This is a genomic window from Pseudoalteromonas luteoviolacea DSM 6061, from assembly GCF_001625655.1.
GTDB lineage: Bacteria > Pseudomonadota > Gammaproteobacteria > Enterobacterales > Alteromonadaceae > Pseudoalteromonas > Pseudoalteromonas luteoviolacea.
The window spans coordinates 62609-81337 of the sequence record NZ_AUYB01000158.1; the positions used below are offsets into that span (position 1 = coordinate 62609).

Below are 18729 nucleotides of genomic sequence, written 5' to 3' on the forward strand. Positions count from 1 at the left end.
AGTTATTACAACCCCCTGTATAGTTCCCTTTTTAGGATATATAAATAGATAAAGGAACTATAAAATGAAACTAAAGTACAATGGGTTATTTCTAGCAACTTTAGCAGCAATGCAACTCAGTGGCTGTGGAGGCGGCGGCAGTAATGACACCCCTAACTCCATAGAGAGACCAGACCCAACTCCAATTGTGTTTTCACCCATTTCAATAAAAGCCTTGGAGCAGAATAAGTGCGGAAATTTACCCGTTATAGCTGATGTGGTATTCCATCAGGCCAATGGTACATTCATTTCTAGTGAAAAAACCCAAGCTGATGGTCAATTTGAGTCAAATATTCCCACAAATGCGCAACATGTCTCTTTTGTATATCGTTCGGAAACCGACACAGGGAAAAAGTATCTGCAAATCCAATCTGTTTTAAACATTCAAAATGGTTTTGACGTTGATGCTGTTGTATTTGCAAATTACGATCAATGTGGTTGCAGCACCATTGACTATGACTTAGAAACGCTACGGGCAGAATCACCAGATTCATACTTGCATGGTGCAAGCATAGATCCGATTTTACTTAGAGAAGCGCCAGATAAAGTTTCGCTGTGTACTGATGAGCAACAACAACTGTTGTTTACTCGTTTTGAGGGAGTGTCATCTGGTGGGCTATTTGATACTTCTGCACCCGCTACAGTGGCTTTATCAGACACACAGTTCACTGCACAAGGCACGGAGTTAAATTTTGGTGAGCACACTTTTGAACCGAAAGAACTCATTACGCTCTCCTCTTATGTTGGCAACACTAATGTGTACAACGAACATGTCAACGAAGCCCGCTACAACCACACATCATACAAAGACAACAACGGGCTTTTAATATTCAAAGACCTAAATACTGTAAATTATTTATCGACTACAAGGCTTCAAGAGTCAACGGCATTTGGTGTTTCGGTGTCAACCAACTCTTATGCCATCAATAAGGTAAATGATGAAGGCCAAGTAACAGGCGCAAAACATATCACCAATAATGCAGAACTCGTTCGCGGATACCAAATTTTAGCTGAGTCTCTCGCCGATGAAAGTGCTAGCGATGTTGCTGTTATTAATTTTAGCAGTGCCGATGAACGTATTGATGCAGTGACATTTACTCTGAATTGGGAAGATGCGCATCAGGGGACATCAAGGTGGCATTTCATTACAGATGGCAATGACGCTATACCCGACCTGAGTTTTGGAGACATTATTCCAGAAGATAAAGTCACGCCTTTGGAGATCTCTATGAATGTTTCACTACTGGCGCTCAACTCTGACCTTAGTTTCAATGATTTAAGAGAGGTTATGATAGAAGGCCAAGAGAGCTTTGAAAAACGCGTCGAATCTAAGCTTTATGATGGCGCCGCTATTTTTTCAATCATAGCTAAACCTTTATAAAGGCGTTATTGAACAAGATAAAGGGAAGCCACACAGCTTCCCTTTTCTTATTAAAAACTATGGAAGTAGTTTCCAAGGACCATTAGGGTTGGTCGGACTTGGCGTATTACCCTTTGTCCACCATTTAGCTTCATAAATACGACCTTCATGGCTCGCTTTGTCACCTTTAAGGTACACTTTTCCAGCTTCCCAAGCTTTCACACCTCCTACCGGTGGCTTGTCGTCTACAGGCGGTAGAGTATCGACAGCAGTTACACTAGGCCATCCAGTATGAGACTCATAAAAGTTCGTCACACATTTTTCGTAATCACCCGGTACTAACGCGGAGTATGCGGTTTGATAACCAACAAGCTTACATTCAAACGAGTGGCCGCCTGGTCTGTCCGAATAATGTGCCCAATTAGCCTCCCAGTTTGTATATAAAACACCACTTGCCCCGTCCAAGTTTAAGCTACCAAACGGTGTTTGCTGCCAGCACGTGTTCTCTTCATCTGATTCAATAGGGATATTGTAATAATGAGAAAGCCCTTCCCAGTAACGAATACGGTTTACAGGCTGACCTTTATTACGGTTGTGTTCACCACACTCAATACCACCATTAATTACGTTAATAGTTGTACCAAATCCATAGCCAATTCCCGCATTGAGCTCTACCTGCGAAGGTACCCAAGTTCTATCAATGACATGAAGCATTGCTGGCTTTGGAGCTTGTGGCGTTAAAAAGAACCAAATTGCAGATGCCAAGTTAAGCCATGAGTCAGCAACACGTCCCGGATCATTCAACAGTACGGTTGCATCGCCGTCAAACATGACCTCAGAAAACATGCCATAGTTGAAGTGGTAAGAGAGCTGCTTAGCACCGCGACCAAAATAACCTTGACCAGCCCCACAAGGCCAGCGACGATTTTGCCAGTCATTCTGGCCACACCCTGTTCGATATCCACCTTGACCTTCAGACCACCCCATCTCGCGTACGTGCACAAGTGCTTGCTGCCACTCTTCTAAACCATTTGGGTTATCTGAAGTATTGTCCTTTGAAATATGGCCACCTGTTTCTTGCGCAAAATGTGCAAAGGCAGTAACAATTGATTTTTTACAAATGGCATCCGAATTGCGTCCGTCAGTATAGGTGCCACAAAATGCTGGGAATTTACCAATGGCACGAAGAAAACGTGTATACGTATATTCAGGTGCTGCCATTTGAGTAAGGAAGTCCCATTGCGCTTGCCCAAATACGCGTTCTACTCGCTTAACATTCTCAGGGTTTGATGCCGCACCAGGCACAATTGCCTCCACAACAGTGTTGCTGCGAGTTTCTAGGGCTTTTGACCAAATCGCATACATGGGATCAGATGTGAGCGCGTCTTCTGCTGCTTTTAAATCAACGCGAGACACTACATATCCATTTGGATTATTTGGATCTGGCTGTACATTCATGGCTTGAGCGAATGTGCTAGCACATAAAACTGGCGCACATAACAGTGCCAGTTTAGCGAATCTGCCTACCTTAGCATTTAAAATATTCATAATTTACCTTTACATGTTGTTGAAATTATTGAATTTGAAAGTCAGTTTTTTGTCTTATTCCATCACCGACAAGGAGAATCACATCGGCTTTGAAATTGATGAACATCAAAATTCATCAATTTAACAAATATTACACATTGACATCGCTGTCAATGTGATTTACCTAATTTTTAAACAAATGGAAACTTGATTCCTGAGATTTGTGCTGCAAAATAAGTAAATATTATTAATAAAAAGAACAAGCTACCGTCATGAAGATTGAGCAACTAGAAGCACAACATTTTTCCCAAGTCATTCAGTTAGGAAACTTGGTACACGGCGAAAATTATCTCGATGAAGATAAACTGAAAAAAATTTATAAAATGGGCCTAAAAAATGGACTCAACGCGTCTTTCGTCGCTGTAAATGAACAAGGTCAAGTAATAGGTTTCAGGCTGACATATAGTGCTGGCCAATGGCCGATTGACAAATGGTGTACACCAAATAGTTGGCCAGTAGATAGCGAACATATGGCATATTTCAAATGTATTGCGATACATCCAAATGCTCAAGGACAAGGAATTGGACCCAAGTTACTCAGTGCGTCTGTACAGATATTAAAACAGCAGGGTGCGAAAGCAGGTATTGCACATTTATGGAAACAAAGTCCTGGCAATGGTGCCGTTAAGTACTTTACCAAAGCCGGTGGAACATTAATTAAGCTTCATGATGATAGATGGCTAGAAAACTGCATCAATGAAGGTTATGAATGCCCAATCTGCGGCAATGACTGTCACTGCCAAGCAGCTGAAATGGTGCTAACACTATCATGAGTACTTATGACCCACTTTACCAAGCACATTGCCAAGGTGAGGCATTTGCTTCTAGTTACTGGACAAGCACCACTTCGTTAGGTCAACCTGCGACTCCTCCTCAAAATGATCAAGAGTACGACGTCATTGTCATTGGAGGGGGCTTTACTGGCCTGCTTAGCGCTTTTTATCTGGCTACAGAATTCAATCAAAAAGTGTGTGTTGTGGAAGCTAATCAAGTTGGATTTGGTGCCAGCGCCAGGAATGCAGGGTTTGCGCTACCTTCTTCTGGTCGTTTAGGTGTATTACAAATGAGCAAAACATGGGGAGAAGAAACCGCACAACGAGTATACCAAGAGTATCAAAGCGCGGTTACCCGTGTTTCAGATCTCATTGAACGACACCAGATAAAATGCGATAAACAGGCCAGCGGTTACCTTAAAATAGCCCACTCCCAAAGCGCATCCGACACATTAAAATCCGGACTTGCGTATAGCCAAAATGTACTTAAGGACAATAGCCTTTCTTTTATTAACAATGACGAATTACAGGCCAATTATATAAGAACCCCCAATAGTTTTGGCGCAGTAAGAACATCTCATGGCTTTGGCGTGAACCCTTTAAAACTGTTACTCTCGTACAAATTTTTGATACAAAAGGCGGGCGTTCATTTATATGAAAAAAGCTTGGCGCAGCAACTCACTAAAAAAGGGCAAATCTATAGTATTAAGGTCAATGAAGCGCGCTTAACGGCAAAAAAAGTAATCATTGCAGGCAACGCCTACAACAGCAAACATACCTACTCCACCTTAGACAGCCGATATTTACCAATATTGAGCAGCATTCTCGTCACCCGTCCCCTAACCCGTAGTGAGTTAGAAACAACGGGACTCAAAACTCATCAAGTGATGATGGATACTCGTACTTTAAAATACTATTACCGCTTGCTACCAGATAATCGTCTGCTTTTTGGAGGGCGTGGTGCAATATTTGGTAAAGATCAAGATAAAATTAAATATCGAAGACACTTAGAAACGGCACTCAAGCATAGCTTTCCAAGCTTAAAAAGCTGTGTATGCGAATACAATTGGCACGGTTATATTGCCGCCGCACTTGATGATCACCCTCATATTTATTGCGAAGATAATATTGCTTACGCAATTGGATACTGCGGTTCAGGAGTCGCGTTTAGCGCCCAAGCCGCTTATCGTTTGGCCCAAATGGTATCGGGGCTATCTGTACCCAACTTACCTATTTATCAAACACCCGCTCCTAGGTTTCCTTTCGCAACTCTGAGCCGACTTGGGCAATATGGTTTTTATAACCTTGCTATATTGAAAGACAGACTTTACTAAAACAAACTGAATAAAAAATACACAAAAGGTACATCCAATTTCAACATTACGGGCGTTTAATGGACTCGAAACAACTACTAACTAAGGAAAAGAAATGAAAAAAATGATTGTTTTGGGTCTATTGGCTGGCCTTTCTAGCGTTGCTTCTGCACAAACTGTAACTCTTGAAAATGTAGATAATGGCTCTGTTGCTTTTGAAAAAGCTGAAGTAACTATCGCAGCAAATCAGGGAATTGTTGCATCTGGTGTTGTTACATATTACAGCCCACGAGTTTGGGTTAATGGCCGTTTACAGAGCTTCTTTGTTGGTCCAACAAACGGAAACCAATTCTGTGAAGAACGTGGTCACAACCAAGAAGTAAGCGGTAGCACAATTAAGTGTGGTGAAGATGAGTCATCATACGCTAACTACGACTGGTACGGAAAATCTTGGGTTTACAAAGACACTGGCAGTAAAAACCAGTGTTACCAGCTGTATGCAACGATTAAGTGCCAGTAATATATAAGCACTTAAACTCAGCCCACTGATTAAACCGTGGGCTTTTTATATAACAGATTTTCCAGTCATTAGACATTTAGTTTCTAATATACTTATATTGTAGATTCGGTTTTTTTAATTAGCCCAAATAGTTCATCTTTCAAGTGTACTCTTTCCATTTTTTTAGTATCTAAGTACTCATCTGTGGTGTTTTCTGCGCCCTCTTCTATTCTCCGAACCTCTCTATCTAACTCATTGTACTTATTAAATAATTTAGCAAAGTGATTGTCGTTCATTTTTAGATGACGAATGGTATGATGATGATCTGGGAATTCGTGTAGTAAATCGTGTTTTTCAATGCTCATGAGAGTATCCTTATGAGATATTTATTGGTTTAACTTTATTATTCCCCCACCGTAAAATTTGATATTGATCTACATCACATATCTACATGGCAATTTATATATGTGATGGCCATATTTGATCTGCATTAAGTGTAAAGAGATTTACCCTCTCCTCTCTACACTGACTGCTATAATATAAAAATTCCTGAAAATCCTTGCTAATAGATCATAATTACCATGGAATTTTACTACCATCGTAGCTGATAAAGCTGCCACTCTCTTGCTTAGTTAAATTATCTAACACACGTTTCAGCCCCAATGCAGACTCCTCAGGCGTTATCAGTGCGTTTGGACCGCCCATTTTTGTTTTCACCCAACCAGGGTGAAGCGCAACAGTCTTAATACCTTGAGGCAAAAGATCATTCGATAAACTTTTTACAACTGAATTTAATGCGGCTTTTGAACTGCGGTAGATATATCCACCCCCTTTGGTGTTTTCTGTATGACTCCCAACCCGTGATGAAAGGGCAGCAAAAATCTTTTTGTCACCGAGTTTTAAGTTTGCGTAAAACATTTCAGCTAACTTAGCAGGCGCAATCGCATTCACCTCCATGACCATTTTCCAAGCTTCCACATCACAATGACCAAACCCATATCCTTTCGGACCATATAAGCCCGCATTATTTATCACTATATCTATTGGAACGCCCACCAAAGAGCTTGCAACTTCAGATACTTGCTGATAGTTAACAATGTCCATTTCGTAGATGATTAAATTATTTTGCGTGTCTTGATCCATCACTTCATTTAGTTTGTCTGTATTTGACGCATTTCTGACCGTTGCTAGAACCTTCCAACCGCTTTCTAAATACAGCTGCACTAATGCAAGACCAATTCCTCTATTTGCACCCGTAATCAAAACGCAAGCCATGTTATCCTCTGATTTATAGTGATATTTTAATGGGTCTATTGTGATAAACAGCGCACTTTGATTCAAGTTTATTAAAGAGAAAAACGCCATGAACTTAGCTGTTGCGCTTTTTCAGTTAAGGAGAGTCCAGCCAGTTTTTTGCGGTATTACCATCGGAGAAGAAACGAGTTCGCCCACCTAGTATCCACCCCCCTAATATCGAAGAAATGTGTTGTAAGCGACTACTCCCAATGACCGCGGTTTTGGTAAATTGTTCACTATATTGAAATGCAATGCGGATGTCATGGAGCGCCTCTCCCATCTCCCACCCGGTAAGTTCTGATATATCAATCAAGGCAGATACGGTATTGCGATGATTTCTAGCTAAAGCTTGATCAACCACAGGCAATATAACTAAATAGTCTTTGTGAGTAAGACTACCAACAGCCTTAAAGCTGATCAAAAGTCCCGACTCGTTAACCTCTGTTGCAACCGAAATGCCATGGTATTCATTCATTGCAATAACCAATCACCCAAGTAAATTTTTAGTAAACAAAATGCTCAATTTAACATAGCTCAAAATGGCTATTCGCGCACATTAATTCAAATAGTCTATGCTTAAACATAAGTATTCATCAGTGGTATCGTCCCCCTTATGCCCAAAAGTTAGGAAAAGCCTTTGAAAATACTAATAATATTAACAATAACTCTGTGTTCATCTCTCTGCATCGCCAACACAGAAAAAACCTGGTTCAATCAAGCTACGTATACCAAATTTGAGGATGCAGACGATCATAGTTGGCAAATCAGTAGTCACTATTACTTTGCACCTCAAGCCTATTTTGGAGTCTGGGACGATTTTGGCTATCTAGACACTGACAGTAATGTATTGCTCACCTACACCAATGACACTGACGTATACACTGGGGCAGAGGGGGAGATATTCATTGGAAATTGGTTTATTCCACTTGGTATCGCAGATCTCAGCCAGGCAGATGAAGATTACTCCGTGGGTGTAGGGCACCTTTTTTATGACCGAATTAAAGCAAGCATAAGTCACCAACGTTTAAAAAATGGGGAAGACATTACGTGGTTTCAAGGGCAACTTAATATTGATTTAGACCCAAATGCCTATGTTGGTCTCACTGCCAATACGGATGATTCCTTAGATGATTGGCGTGTTGAAGTTCGCTATTTTAGAGGCTTAGGGGAGCAAAGATTTTTTACTTTAGACTTATCCCATCACAATAACAGTAGTAAAAATCAAAATGACTTTATCGCAAATTACTACTTTAACCAGCATTTTGCTTTAGGGGTAGGCAGCCAAGCATCTCACCTCATGATTGAAGGGAAGTATTTTGTGAATCATAGCTTTTTCGTCAAAGCTCGATACCAAGAGCAGAGCGATGACGAACAATCACTTGAAATGTCCATGCAGGCACAATTTTAATGGCATTAAATGCCTTTTACTTGCATAGTTCAGGATTTTGTAGCCTACGAAGGCATTCTTGATTTAAAGCTGTTACTTGTTCTTGTTTAACAGGGCCCACGCGCTCCGAAAACCAAACCTCAAAATCGGAAAAGCGCTCTACTTCATACATCTTGCCAATGACTTCACTGGAACTCACTGACAACATATCATAAATGCTCAGCTCAGCTTGCCACTCATGCTCTGGCGCACTTACTTTCTCTCCCCGTTTAATTAAATATGCACGTTGGAAAGCACGTTTAATTTGCACAATTCCAAGCTCTCCGGTCTCTTCTGGTAGTGGTAAACTAAAATCTGACTGACGCCACTCTGCTTTAGGGAAAACCACTTCAAAGTCTGGAGATTGCGGTTGCACATATTTGAAGGTAATTGGCTTGTTCGGGGTCAAAACAGCATCGTAAGGACTAAATGCAAATGCGATATTTAAACTGCAGTCTCCTTCATGCAAACACAAATGACGATATACTCGGATATCAGTCGTCAGTTTAACGACATGATCGGCCCAATCACCATCAGGGATGATCAGTTCAGATGAAAAACAACTATCATCCCCCTTATTCAAAGCGCGAGAACGTGCTTGGTCTAGACAAAAGAACTCCCCGATAAGGACATCATCTTGTGCTTTTTCATCTCTTTTCGTTAACCATGTTTTTAGGCTGACTTCCTCCGGGATCAAAACGCCACCAGGAGTTAGATACTGAACTAAGTGCTTAAAGATAAACACCTGTGGCTCTCTTTTTAGCAGCGCCGTCATGGTTTCTGAGATGATTATATCGAATCCAGTGTCATCACCATCTGGGTGCCAATGAGTCGCATCGCCTAAGACTAATTTAATTTGGTAGCGTTCAAGGTCAAAGTGCTTAATCAACGATTTAACCGCATTGATATTTTCTTCATGAATATCAAGTAGTGTGATTTCAAGTGGTAGCTTTTCTCGACTTGCCAAAAACGGTAACAGCAAAGTCGCATAGGGGCCTGTGCCAGCATACAATATCCGCACGGGGACCTCGTTAGTTTTGAGACAGTCTTCAATGGCCATTGCCACGCCTTGCACAAATATTTGGGTGCGCAGCGTTTCTTCAAAGCACTTGGCGGCTTGCACAGGAGAAATTGCCACACCACATGCAGTCTGTGCTTTGTCTGATTCATTCATATCAGTGCTGGTAAATATTTGTGTTACCTCACCAAGATACGCAACCATCTCTTTAATTTCAGACTTTGAAACAGCGCCCTTTTCTGCATTGAGTAAGCCGTTCACCGCGGCTATAAATTGCCCTTTAGATTTGCTCATGAGATCCCTGATGTTTTTCTTATATTAAACCTGAGGATAGAGTCACAAAGAGCAAAAGTAAAACCAGTAAACTCGCAAAAAATACTCTTAAATACTTAAGTTGCTTATTCGTTTTCACGACTCGATGAAGTAAGCCTCCCAAGTACAACCACAGCGAATCTACAATGACCGCAACGACAAACAGAGTCATGGCAGCCACCAACCCGGCTTGAAACGGGGATTCTATGGGAATATTTGTATTCGCAAAAATAGCAATACACGCGGCATATGCTTTAGGGTTCAATAAGTTTAGTATAAAGCCATCTTTAAAGCCCAGAGTCTGATTGTTTAGTTCTGCAAGCCCACTGTTATTGCTCGCAATCTTATAGGCCACATAAAACAAATAGGCCAGTGCACCTAGTTGCAATATCTTGGTTAACTGCGGAAAGCTCAACAGCAGTGCCCCCAACCCGGTAGCCGACGCAATAATGGCGACCAATAGACCTGATAAAATACCAATCAGAAATGACATACCAGCACGGACACCGATGCTAGCGCCTACCGCAGCAAGTGCTAATGGTGCTGGCCCAGGTGAACCTAACAATAAAAAAGTTGTAAGCGCCAAAGACAATAATGCTTCTTGCATAGTATTTCTCCTAAAAGTCCTTGAAGTAAAGCGGTGAGGATTAACAGTGGATTGTTGATAAAAGAAATTGGGGCCAAGTGTGCACTTAAGCCCCACAAACGTATTTGACTAGTTAGTTGGATCAGGAATGCGCACACAGCCTTCCATTAGCACTCGAGCACTGCGACTCATAATGGCTTTTCTAGCAAACCAACGCCCTGCTTGTTGTTGTGCTTCAGCACCCACTTTCAGAGTGCCAGAAGGGTGGCCAAAGGTAATTTGCGTTCTATCTCCGCCCCCAGCGGCTTGGTTGACCAGCGTTCCAGGGATGGCACCAGCGGTTGCAATCGCAACGGCGGCGGTGCCCATCATAGCGTGGTGTAATTTCCCCATTGACAGCGCCCTGACACATAGGTCGATATCTTGCTCATCAATTACTTTGCCACTTGATGCAACGTATTTTTTAGCTTCGCTTACAAATGCAATCTTAGGCGTATGCTGGCGCACTTTCGCCTCTTCAAGCGATGAGATTAAACCCATTTTTAAGGCACCATAGGCACGAATTGTCTCTAGTCGCTGCAACACATCGCTGTTGCCATTGATTGCATCCTGTAGCTCTGTGCCGTCAAAACCTAAATCTTGTGCACGGAAAAATAATGTTGGGATACCAGCATTGATCATAGTTACATCAAAGTTACCAATCTCCGGCACTTCAAGCGTATCTACTAAGTTACCACTTGGGAACATATCTGCATTAGCATCAGCTGGGTCCAAAAACTCCACAACCACTTCTGCTGCAGGAAAGGTCACCCCATCCAATTCAAAGTCACCCGTTTCTTGCACTTCACCATTTGTAATTGGAATATGAGCGATGATTGTTTTGCCTATATTTGCCTGCCAGATACGTACAACTGCGATGCCATTCTCAGGAACTCGTTCAGCGTCCACTAAACCATTACTGATTGCAAACGCGCCAACCGCAGCCGTCAGATTGCCACAATTGCCACTCCAATCGATAAATGGTTTATCAATCGCTACTTGGCCAAACAAATAGTCAACATCATGATTAGGTTGAGTACTTGTGGACAGAATCACTGTTTTACTCGTGCTTGATGTCGCGCCACCCATACCATCAGTTTGTTTTGCGTAAGGATCTGGACTGCCAATAACCCTTAGCAAAATCTGATCTCTGAACTCTCCTGGCTGTTGAGCGGCTTCAGGTAAATCGTCCAATTTAAAAAATACCCCTTTTGAGGTACCTCCGCGCATATAAGTGGCGGGAATTTTGATTTGTGGTTTAAAACTCATTATGTTTCCTAACTAAAAAGCCCAAGCAATGCTTGGGCTTTAATAAAGTAATGTACTAAGCGTTCGCTTCTAAAAAGTCTTTGGCAAATCGTTGCAATACGCCGCCTGCTTCGTAAATTGATACTTCCTCGGCGGTGTCAAGTCTACAAGTTACCGGAACCTCTACAGCTTCACCATTTAGTCTGTTAACAACCAACGTCAATGTAGTACCTGGCGTGCGCTCACCTTTAACATCATAGGTTTCTGTGCCATCAAGACCTAAAGTTAGGCGTGTAGTGCCCGTTTGGAATTCAAGCGGTAATACACCCATGCCGATTAAGTTGGTTCTGTGAATGCGTTCAAACCCTTCTGCGACGATAACTTCTACTCCGGCAAGACGAACCCCTTTCGCAGCCCAATCTCGCGAAGAGCCTTGACCATAATCAGCGCCTGCTACAATGATTAGAGGCTGCTTTCGATCCATATAGGTCTCGATTGCTTCCCACATGCGTGTAACCTTACCTTCAGGCTCCACACGGGCCAGGGAGCCCTGCTTCACTTCACCATTCTCTTTAACCATTTCGTTAAGCAATTTCGGGTTTGCAAATGTTGCCCGCTGCGCAGTTAAATGGTCTCCACGGTGTGTCGCATAAGAATTGAAGTCCTCTTCAGGCAATCCCATCTTAGCCAAATATTCACCAGCAGCACTACTGGCTAAAATCGCATTTGAAGGAGATAAGTGATCAGTGGTGATATTGTCACCGAGAATTGCAAGAGGTCGCATGCCTTTCATGGTACGCTCACCTGCCAGTGCACCTTCCCAGTATGGTGGACGTCGGATATAAGTGCTCATATCACGCCAATCATAAAGCGGATCATTGTCCTCACCATAATCCACACTTAAGTCAAACATGGGGTCATACACTTCTCTAAACTGTTCTGGCTTAACACTTTGTGCGATCACCGCATCGATCTCTTCGTCACTTGGCCAAACGTCTTTTAGCGTGACTGGGTTACCGGCTTGGTCATGACCAAGCACATCTTTTTCGATGTCAAAGCGAACAGAGCCAGCAATGGCATAGGCAACGACTAATGGTGGTGAGGCCAGAAATGCCTGTTTGGCATAAGGGTGAATACGACCATCAAAGTTACGGTTTCCAGATAAAACCGCTGTCGAATACAAATCTCTGTCGATCACTTCTTGCTGAATTTTCGGGTCTAATGCACCACTCATGCCGTTACATGTTGTACATGCAAAGGCCACAATACCAAAGCCAAGCGCTTCTAGCTCTGGCAATAGTTGAGCTTCAGTCATGTATGAACGCACGGCTTTTGAGCCCGGTGCGAATGAAGTCTTAACCCAAGGTTTGCGCTTCAAGCCTAGTTTATTTGCATTTCGAGCCAATAATCCTGCAGCAACAACGTTTCGAGGGTTACTGGTATTTGTACAACTGGTGATTGCAGCAATGATGACTGCGCCATCAGGCATTTTGTCTTCAGTTTTTTCGTAATCAGCTACTATGCCTTGCTTTGCAAGATCTTGCGTTGCAACTCTGCGATGCGGATTTGAAGGTCCAGCAAGGTTTCTCCCCACGCTCGATAAATCAAATTTCAACACTCGCTCATACTTTGCTTGCGTCATTGAATCAGCCCACAAGCCTGTTAACTTTGCATATTGTTCAACAAGTTGAACTTGCTCATCATCACGGCCTGTCAGTTTTAAGTAATCGATGGTCTTTTGGTCGATATAAAACATCGCCGCTGTTGCACCATACTCAGGCGTCATGTTGGAAATTGTAGCGCGGTCACCTAATGTCAAATCATCAGCACCTTCGCCATAGAACTCGAGATAACTCGAAACGACTTTTTCGTTTCGTAAAAACTCAGTAATCGCCAATACAATGTCTGTTGCGGTGATACCCGGCTGGCGTTTGCCCACCAATTCAACGCCGACTATGTCCGGCAGACGCATATAAGAAGCCCGACCAAGCATCACACTTTCTGCTTCTAAGCCACCCACACCAATGGCTATCACACCTAATGCATCCACATGTGGCGTATGGCTGTCGGTGCCAACCAATGTATCAGGGAATGCAACACCATCACGCGCCTGAATCACTGGCGACATTTTTTCTAAGTTGATTTGATGTAAGATGCCATTTCCTGGAGGGATAACGTCAACATTTTTAAATGCTGTCTTTGTCCAATTAATAAAATGAAAACGATCATCGTTGCGACGATCTTCTATCGCACGGTTTTTTTCGAAAGCATTTTCTTCGAACCCAGCATGCTCTACGGCCAAACTGTGGTCCACAATCAGCTGAGTTGGCACAACAGGGTTTACTTTAGCTGGATCACCACCTTTTTCAGCTATAGCGTCACGCAGACCTGCCAAATCCACCAATGCAGTTTGACCAAGAATATCGTGACATACCACACGTGCAGGAAACCAAGGGAAGTCTAAATCGCGGCGACGCTCAATAATTTGCGTTAAATAATCATTTAGTTTTTCAGGTTCAGCCTTTCGAACCAAGTTTTCAGCCAGCACTTTTGAGGTATATGGTAATCCTTCATAAGCACCTGGCTTGATAGCTTCAATGGCTTCACGTGTATCGTAGTAACATAAAGCCGAATTTGGTAGTCGTTTACGGTATTGGGTGTTCATAACTGCTTATTCCAACTGTGGGGTGACGGTGTGTATCTGCTTGAGGCGACTCATCACCTCAAGTTTGATTGGACCCCGATATAATTTGGGGCCCTGCCTGCTTATCTTTCTGAAATTGCAGGTACTTCGCGTAGCTCTTCGCCAGTGTACTCAGCAGAAGGGCGAATGATACGGTTATCAGCACGTTGTTCCATAACATGTGCCGCCCAACCAGTCAGTCGAGACATTACGAAAATAGGTGTAAATAACTTAGTTGGAATACCCATGAAGTTATAAGCAGAAGCATGGAAGAAATCCGCATTACAGAACAACTTTTTCTCACGCCTCATAACTTCTTCACAACGCACAGATACTGGGTAAAGTACTTTGTCGCCCACATCATCGGCTAGCTTCTCTGACCATAATTTGATGATTTCATTACGCGGATCAGACTCAGAATAAATAGCATGTCCGAAGCCCATGATTTTTTCTTTGCGCTCTAACATACCCATCATTTCTTGTTCTGCATGCTCAGGAGACTCGAATCGTTCAATCATTTCCATTGCAGCTTCGTTTGCACCACCATGCAGAGGGCCGCGTAGAGAACCAATTGCACCGGTTACACAAGAATGCATATCAGACAGGGTAGAAGCACATACGCGTGCAGTGAACGTTGAAGCGTTAAACTCATGTTCTGCATACAGAATCAATGAAACATGCATTACTCGCTCATGAAGCTCTGATGGTTTTTCCCCACGAAGCAAGTGTAGGAAGTGCGCACCAATTGAATCATCGTCAGTTTCAACGTCAACACGTACGCCATCATGGCTAAATCTATACCAATAACAAATGATGCTCGGGAAACACGCTAACATGCGATCTGTTACTTTACCTTGTTCATCAAAGCTTGCTTCGCCTTCTAGGTTACCCAACATTGAACAACCTGTACGTAATACATCCATTGGATGAGCATCAGCAGGAATACGTTCAAGGACTTCTTTAAGCGCTAGAGGAAGACCACGCATAGACTTAAGTAAGACTTTATATTCATCTAGCTCAGCTTGAGTTGGCAATTTACCTTTAAGAATTAGATACGCCACTTCTTCAAACTGACAGTTTTGTGCCAGATCTTTTACATCATATCCACGATAGGTTAGTCCTGAACCTGATTTTCCTACTGTAGATAGTGCAGTTTTCCCTGCAACTTGACCGCGTAAGCCAGCGCCACTTAGTACTTTAGCCATGATATTCTCCTGAAAAATTTTTACCTGCTGAATTTATAAATTTTAGTATGGGCAAGCAGGTTAAGCTTGCCCTAGCATATTCTTTATTTATTTTTGCCTTCTGCAAAAAGTGCATCTAGCTTTTGTTCGTAATCGTGGTAGCCAAGATAATCGTAAAGATCCATACGTGTTTGCATTGTGTCGACAACGGCTTTTTGGTCGCCGTCATTTAATAATGTTCTGTAAACTAATTCTGCCGCTTTATTCATGGCACGGAAGGCACTTAAAGGATAAAGCACCATGCCAACTCCCCAATCAGCCAATTCTTGTTTGTTCCACAACTCTGTTTTACCAAACTCGGTCATGTTCGCTAGGATAGGTACATCCAGAGCTTCAGAGAATGCACGATAGTGCTCTTCTGTTTGAACTGCTTCAGCGAAAATACCGTCGGCACCCGCCGCAACGTAAGCTTTTGCACGTTCAATTGCAGCTTCTAAACCTTCTTGCGCAAACGAATCAGTACGCGCCATGATGAAGAAATCTTTATCTGTGCGCGCATCCACTGCAGCCTTAATGCGGTCAACCATTTCTTCTGTAGAAACAATCTCTTTATTTGGTCTATGGCCACAGCGCTTTTGTGCCACTTGATCTTCAAGGTGTACAGCTGCAGCGCCTGCTTTCTCCATATCACGAATGGTCTTTGCAATATTGAATGCACCACCCCAGCCTGTATCAATGTCTACCATCAACGGTAAATCACATGCGGATGTAATACGCTGCACATCTGCAATCACATCATTTAGAGACGTCATACCAAGATCTGGTAAACCATATGATGCATTCGCCACGCCACCGCCTGAAAGGTAAATTGCTTGGTGACCAATTTGTTTTGCCATCATTGCACTATAGGCGTTAATAGTACCTACGATTTGCAGTGGTTGGTTTGCCTTTAATGCGTCACGAAATTTTTTTCCTGCACTCATGGTGATGCTCTCTCCTGTGATGATTTACTACATTTTGGATAATTTGACGGCAATATTGTTTTTTGAATATTGAATATGGCGTCTCATTAAAATTTCTGCCAATTCTCCATCTCGATTCGCGATGGCTCTTACTATATGTTTATGCTCGTCGTATGCGGTTGTAACACGAGGCCCAGTCATACCTAATTGAACTCGGTACATTCTTGCCAAGTGATAAATTCCATTGCTTAACATAGTGATGAGTTGTTGATTCTGGCTGCCTACAATAATGCGGTAATGGAAATCTAGGTCGCCCGCTTCTTGGTAATATGACTGACCTTGTTTAACCAATTCAAACTGGTCGTCTAACAAAGTTGCAAGCTTTTCAATTTCCGCCTCAGGCATATTTTGCGCAGCAAGCCGCGCGGCCATACCTTCCAGTGCCTCTCTTATTTGGTAAAGTTCAATCAGCCCTTCGGCTGTTAAAGTAACCACTCGGGCACCAACGTTTGCTTTGCGCTCTACAATATTACAAGCTTCTAAACGGTTAATTGCTTCTCTAACAACCGCTCTACTCACCTCGTACTTTGTCGACAATTCAACTTCACTGAGCTTTGATCCTGCAGCTATTTCACCCTCGACAATTTCTTCTCTTAGTCGAAAAAATGTTTTATCTGAAGATGTTACGGCCTGCTCTTGGAAAAAGCTCATCATCAACCTATGTTTGAGTATTCTGTCAATGCCAACAATATAGATACACTTTACGTTAACGTCAACCTAATAAAACACAAATTGTCGACAATATTATTATATGTAGTATTCATGATATTTATCATTAAAGTACTTCTCTGACATTATTCAGTCATAAACTTCAAGTAATGAGCCTAAGGAGGTAGCTTACATGGGGTAAAGTGCACGTTGAAAAATAACAGCGCTGGAAAAAAGAAGTGGAATAGATAGATTGGAAGTAAATTTTAGACATTAAAAAAGCAAGCTAGGCTTGCTTTTTCGGGTGTTTAAACTGTGACAGTTACAGCTTAACGATTTCTTCAGCTTGAGGACCTTTTTGGCCTGTAGTTAGTTTAAACTCTACACGCTCGCCTTCAGCTAAAGTACGGAAACCGTCACCTTTGATTGCACTGAAGTGTGCGAATACGTCTGGGCCATTTTCCTGAGCGATAAAACCAAAGCCTTTTGACTCGTTAAACCACTTTACTGTACCTGTTAAAGTATTAGACATAATAATAAATCCTGATAAAAAATATAAATGCCAATCCTTAAAAGCAAACTCTAAACTGCTTAAAGAGAATCTATTTTTACAAAACTGGCAAACCTATGCCCTTGTGGGCGCATAGACCTAAATTTTGCCGGTGATAAAACTTCAGGACGGTACTACTACAAGCTAACACTTATACAACATCGTAATGGAGATTTATAAACACTGACCGAAATTCTGTCTATGTTCATCTTATAGGGATACCCCTCTAAGTCAACTAATTTTTAAACATATTTATGAATGCTTAATGACATATTCTCATAAGCAATGTGAACAATTAAATACAGTTCTATAACACCACTAAAAATGCGGCTTACACGGCGATTGACACAACTCAAGTTTTATTGATTTTTCTGCACAAAAAAGTTTAAAAAAATCACTTTTATCAGCCTAGAAATGTATAATCTATTTGCTGAATATTACGTGGGGATAGCATAGTTGAATATTGTTATAATCGGATTAATTTTGACATTTAGCGTTGCGTCTTTTGCAACAGAAAACCAAGTGACCTCCACTAAGCTGACAATCTCCTATATCGATCATCCCAGCATTTTAAATAAAGCACTTCCACTCATTGAGAAAGCTTACCAAGCAGAAAATATTAATGTGGACTTTGTCGCAATTCCATCTCACCGACTTATTAATGAAATTCAATCGCAGCATACAGACGGCGACGTCATTCTTGCTAAAGAAATTTTCGCACCATATAAAGAGCTTATTGCCGTTGGCCCGCCTCTCACAAAAGTTCAGTTTGTCTTACTTTGTGTTGAAAGCGTCCCCTGCAATCAACGTGTAATACAAACCTCACCAAAAACTATTCTAGCTACAGATGAGTCAATGCGTGTTATTTTGAACAAATTTCCTACTTCGCGTCGCAATCGGTATTATCAACTTAACCAGCTAGGTCGACTGCCACACCTATTACAAGAGCAGCGTTTTGAATATGCAATCTATGTGATGTCTTCGTCTTGGCCTATCCCGCAGGCGCTTGAACACCTTAATCGCCATGTTTTATTTGAATCCCATGCCTATCATGTTGTACATAAAAAACATGCAGCTTTGGCCGAAAAAATCGCAGTGCGCATTACCGAAATACTTAACAACAACAAGAAATAACCAATTATGAAT

The 18729-nt window shown here is 42.1% G+C and carries 18 protein-coding genes; 6 read left to right on the plus strand and 12 right to left on the minus strand.

The window, feature by feature from the left end:
• Nucleotides 1-64 precede the first annotated feature (64 nt).
• On the plus strand, nt 65-1420 hold the full coding sequence (locus tag N475_RS24435; RefSeq protein ID WP_063366109.1) for a hypothetical protein: 1356 nt from the start codon (nt 65-67) through the stop codon (nt 1418-1420).
• Nucleotides 1421-1477: 57 nt separating this feature from the next.
• Here the strand turns inward: N475_RS24435 and N475_RS24440 are convergent, their stop codons facing one another.
• Nucleotides 1478-2947, minus strand: coding sequence for a chitinase (locus N475_RS24440; RefSeq protein ID WP_081216036.1), 1470 nt, complete (start codon nt 2945-2947; stop codon nt 1478-1480).
• Between the two features lie 251 nt (nt 2948-3198).
• Between N475_RS24440 and N475_RS24445 the strand changes: the two genes are divergently transcribed.
• The 3 genes from N475_RS24445 (at nt 3199) to N475_RS24455 (ending at nt 5592) form a co-directional block, all read left to right on the plus strand.
• Entirely contained in the window at nt 3199-3759 is a 561-nt protein-coding gene (locus N475_RS24445; protein ID WP_063358632.1) for a GNAT family N-acetyltransferase, read from the plus strand.
• Nucleotides 3756-5093, plus strand: coding sequence for an NAD(P)/FAD-dependent oxidoreductase (locus N475_RS24450; protein ID WP_063366110.1), 1338 nt, complete (start codon nt 3756-3758; stop codon nt 5091-5093). The genes N475_RS24445 and N475_RS24450 overlap by 4 nt, the downstream gene beginning before the upstream one ends.
• 94 nt (nt 5094-5187) lie before the next feature.
• Nucleotides 5188-5592 (plus strand): hypothetical protein, encoded by a 405-nt coding sequence (locus N475_RS24455; protein WP_142046628.1) that lies wholly within the window; start codon nt 5188-5190, stop codon nt 5590-5592.
• A gap of 92 nt (nt 5593-5684) precedes the next feature.
• Here the strand turns inward: N475_RS24455 and N475_RS24460 are convergent, their stop codons facing one another.
• From N475_RS24460 to N475_RS24470, 3 genes are all read right to left on the minus strand, one after another.
• Nucleotides 5685-5936, minus strand: a complete 252-nt coding sequence (locus N475_RS24460; RefSeq protein WP_063358634.1) for an HP1242/YdcH family protein — start codon at nt 5934-5936, stop codon at nt 5685-5687.
• Between the two features lie 211 nt (nt 5937-6147).
• Nucleotides 6148-6846, minus strand: a complete 699-nt coding sequence (locus tag N475_RS24465; RefSeq protein ID WP_063358647.1) for an SDR family oxidoreductase — start codon at nt 6844-6846, stop codon at nt 6148-6150.
• Nucleotides 6847-6961: 115 nt separating this feature from the next.
• Nucleotides 6962-7342, minus strand: coding sequence for a SpoIIAA family protein (locus tag N475_RS24470; RefSeq protein WP_063358635.1), 381 nt, complete (start codon nt 7340-7342; stop codon nt 6962-6964).
• A gap of 162 nt (nt 7343-7504) precedes the next feature.
• Between N475_RS24470 and N475_RS24475 the strand changes: the two genes are divergently transcribed.
• Nucleotides 7505-8275, plus strand: coding sequence for a putative porin (locus N475_RS24475; RefSeq protein ID WP_081232502.1), 771 nt, complete (start codon nt 7505-7507; stop codon nt 8273-8275).
• A gap of 16 nt (nt 8276-8291) precedes the next feature.
• Here N475_RS24475 and N475_RS24480 read toward each other — a convergent pair whose 3' ends face one another.
• The 8 genes from N475_RS24480 to N475_RS24515 form a co-directional block, all read right to left on the minus strand.
• Nucleotides 8292-9605: an SAM-dependent methyltransferase gene (locus N475_RS24480; protein ID WP_063366111.1), complete on the minus strand. Its 1314-nt coding sequence runs from the start codon at nt 9603-9605 to the stop codon at nt 8292-8294.
• Nucleotides 9606-9624: 19 nt separating this feature from the next.
• Complete coding sequence (locus N475_RS24485; RefSeq protein ID WP_063366112.1) at nt 9625-10230, minus strand: LysE family translocator; 606 nt, start codon at nt 10228-10230, stop codon at nt 9625-9627.
• Nucleotides 10231-10338: 108 nt separating this feature from the next.
• A complete protein-coding gene (prpF, locus tag N475_RS24490) occupies nt 10339-11517 on the minus strand; it encodes a 2-methylaconitate cis-trans isomerase PrpF (RefSeq protein ID WP_063366113.1) in 1179 nt (392 codons plus the stop codon).
• 55 nt (nt 11518-11572) lie between these two features.
• A complete protein-coding gene (gene acnD / locus N475_RS24495; RefSeq protein WP_063366114.1) occupies nt 11573-14161 on the minus strand; it encodes a Fe/S-dependent 2-methylisocitrate dehydratase AcnD in 2589 nt (862 codons plus the stop codon).
• Between the two features lie 101 nt (nt 14162-14262).
• On the minus strand, nt 14263-15384 hold the full coding sequence (prpC, locus tag N475_RS24500; RefSeq protein WP_063366115.1) for a bifunctional 2-methylcitrate synthase/citrate synthase: 1122 nt from the start codon (nt 15382-15384) through the stop codon (nt 14263-14265).
• A gap of 83 nt (nt 15385-15467) precedes the next feature.
• Nucleotides 15468-16346 carry a methylisocitrate lyase gene (gene prpB / locus N475_RS24505; RefSeq protein ID WP_063366116.1) on the minus strand — a complete coding sequence of 293 codons (879 nt, stop codon included), beginning with the start codon at nt 16344-16346 and terminating at the stop codon, nt 15468-15470.
• A 27-nt stretch (nt 16347-16373) separates the two neighbouring features.
• Complete coding sequence (locus tag N475_RS24510) at nt 16374-17036, minus strand: GntR family transcriptional regulator (protein WP_063366117.1); 663 nt, start codon at nt 17034-17036, stop codon at nt 16374-16376.
• Between the two features lie 319 nt (nt 17037-17355).
• Nucleotides 17356-17565, minus strand: a complete 210-nt coding sequence (locus N475_RS24515; RefSeq protein WP_023398377.1) for a cold-shock protein — start codon at nt 17563-17565, stop codon at nt 17356-17358.
• A gap of 501 nt (nt 17566-18066) precedes the next feature.
• On the opposite strand from N475_RS24515, the gene N475_RS24520 reads away from it, so the two are divergent.
• Nucleotides 18067-18717 (plus strand): hypothetical protein, encoded by a 651-nt coding sequence (locus N475_RS24520; protein ID WP_227008515.1) that lies wholly within the window; start codon nt 18067-18069, stop codon nt 18715-18717.
• Nucleotides 18718-18729 lie beyond the last annotated feature (12 nt).

What these genes read in the sequence shown, in the direction of transcription:
- N475_RS24435 (WP_063366109.1), top strand. Translation starts at nt 65, where the DNA reads ATGAAACTAAAGTACAATGGGTTATTTCTAGCAACTTTAGCAGCAATG.
- N475_RS24440 (WP_081216036.1), bottom strand. Translation starts at nt 2,947, where the DNA reads ATGAATATTTTAAATGCTAAGGTAGGCAGATTCGCTAAACTGGCACTG.
- N475_RS24445 (WP_063358632.1), top strand. Translation starts at nt 3,199, where the DNA reads ATGAAGATTGAGCAACTAGAAGCACAACATTTTTCCCAAGTCATTCAG.
- N475_RS24450 (WP_063366110.1), top strand. Translation starts at nt 3,756, where the DNA reads ATGAGTACTTATGACCCACTTTACCAAGCACATTGCCAAGGTGAGGCA.
- N475_RS24455 (WP_142046628.1), top strand. Translation starts at nt 5,188, where the DNA reads ATGAAAAAAATGATTGTTTTGGGTCTATTGGCTGGCCTTTCTAGCGTT.
- N475_RS24460 (WP_063358634.1), bottom strand. Translation starts at nt 5,936, where the DNA reads ATGAGCATTGAAAAACACGATTTACTACACGAATTCCCAGATCATCAT.
- N475_RS24465 (WP_063358647.1), bottom strand. Translation starts at nt 6,846, where the DNA reads ATGGCTTGCGTTTTGATTACGGGTGCAAATAGAGGAATTGGTCTTGCA.
- N475_RS24470 (WP_063358635.1), bottom strand. Translation starts at nt 7,342, where the DNA reads ATGAATGAATACCATGGCATTTCGGTTGCAACAGAGGTTAACGAGTCG.
- N475_RS24480 (WP_063366111.1), bottom strand. Translation starts at nt 9,605, where the DNA reads ATGAGCAAATCTAAAGGGCAATTTATAGCCGCGGTGAACGGCTTACTC.
- N475_RS24485 (WP_063366112.1), bottom strand. Translation starts at nt 10,230, where the DNA reads ATGCAAGAAGCATTATTGTCTTTGGCGCTTACAACTTTTTTATTGTTA.
- prpF (WP_063366113.1), bottom strand. Translation starts at nt 11,517, where the DNA reads ATGAGTTTTAAACCACAAATCAAAATTCCCGCCACTTATATGCGCGGA.
- acnD (WP_063366114.1), bottom strand. Translation starts at nt 14,161, where the DNA reads ATGAACACCCAATACCGTAAACGACTACCAAATTCGGCTTTATGTTAC.
- prpC (WP_063366115.1), bottom strand. Translation starts at nt 15,384, where the DNA reads ATGGCTAAAGTACTAAGTGGCGCTGGCTTACGCGGTCAAGTTGCAGGG.
- prpB (WP_063366116.1), bottom strand. Translation starts at nt 16,346, where the DNA reads ATGAGTGCAGGAAAAAAATTTCGTGACGCATTAAAGGCAAACCAACCA.
- N475_RS24510 (WP_063366117.1), bottom strand. Translation starts at nt 17,036, where the DNA reads ATGAGCTTTTTCCAAGAGCAGGCCGTAACATCTTCAGATAAAACATTT.
- N475_RS24515 (WP_023398377.1), bottom strand. Translation starts at nt 17,565, where the DNA reads ATGTCTAATACTTTAACAGGTACAGTAAAGTGGTTTAACGAGTCAAAA.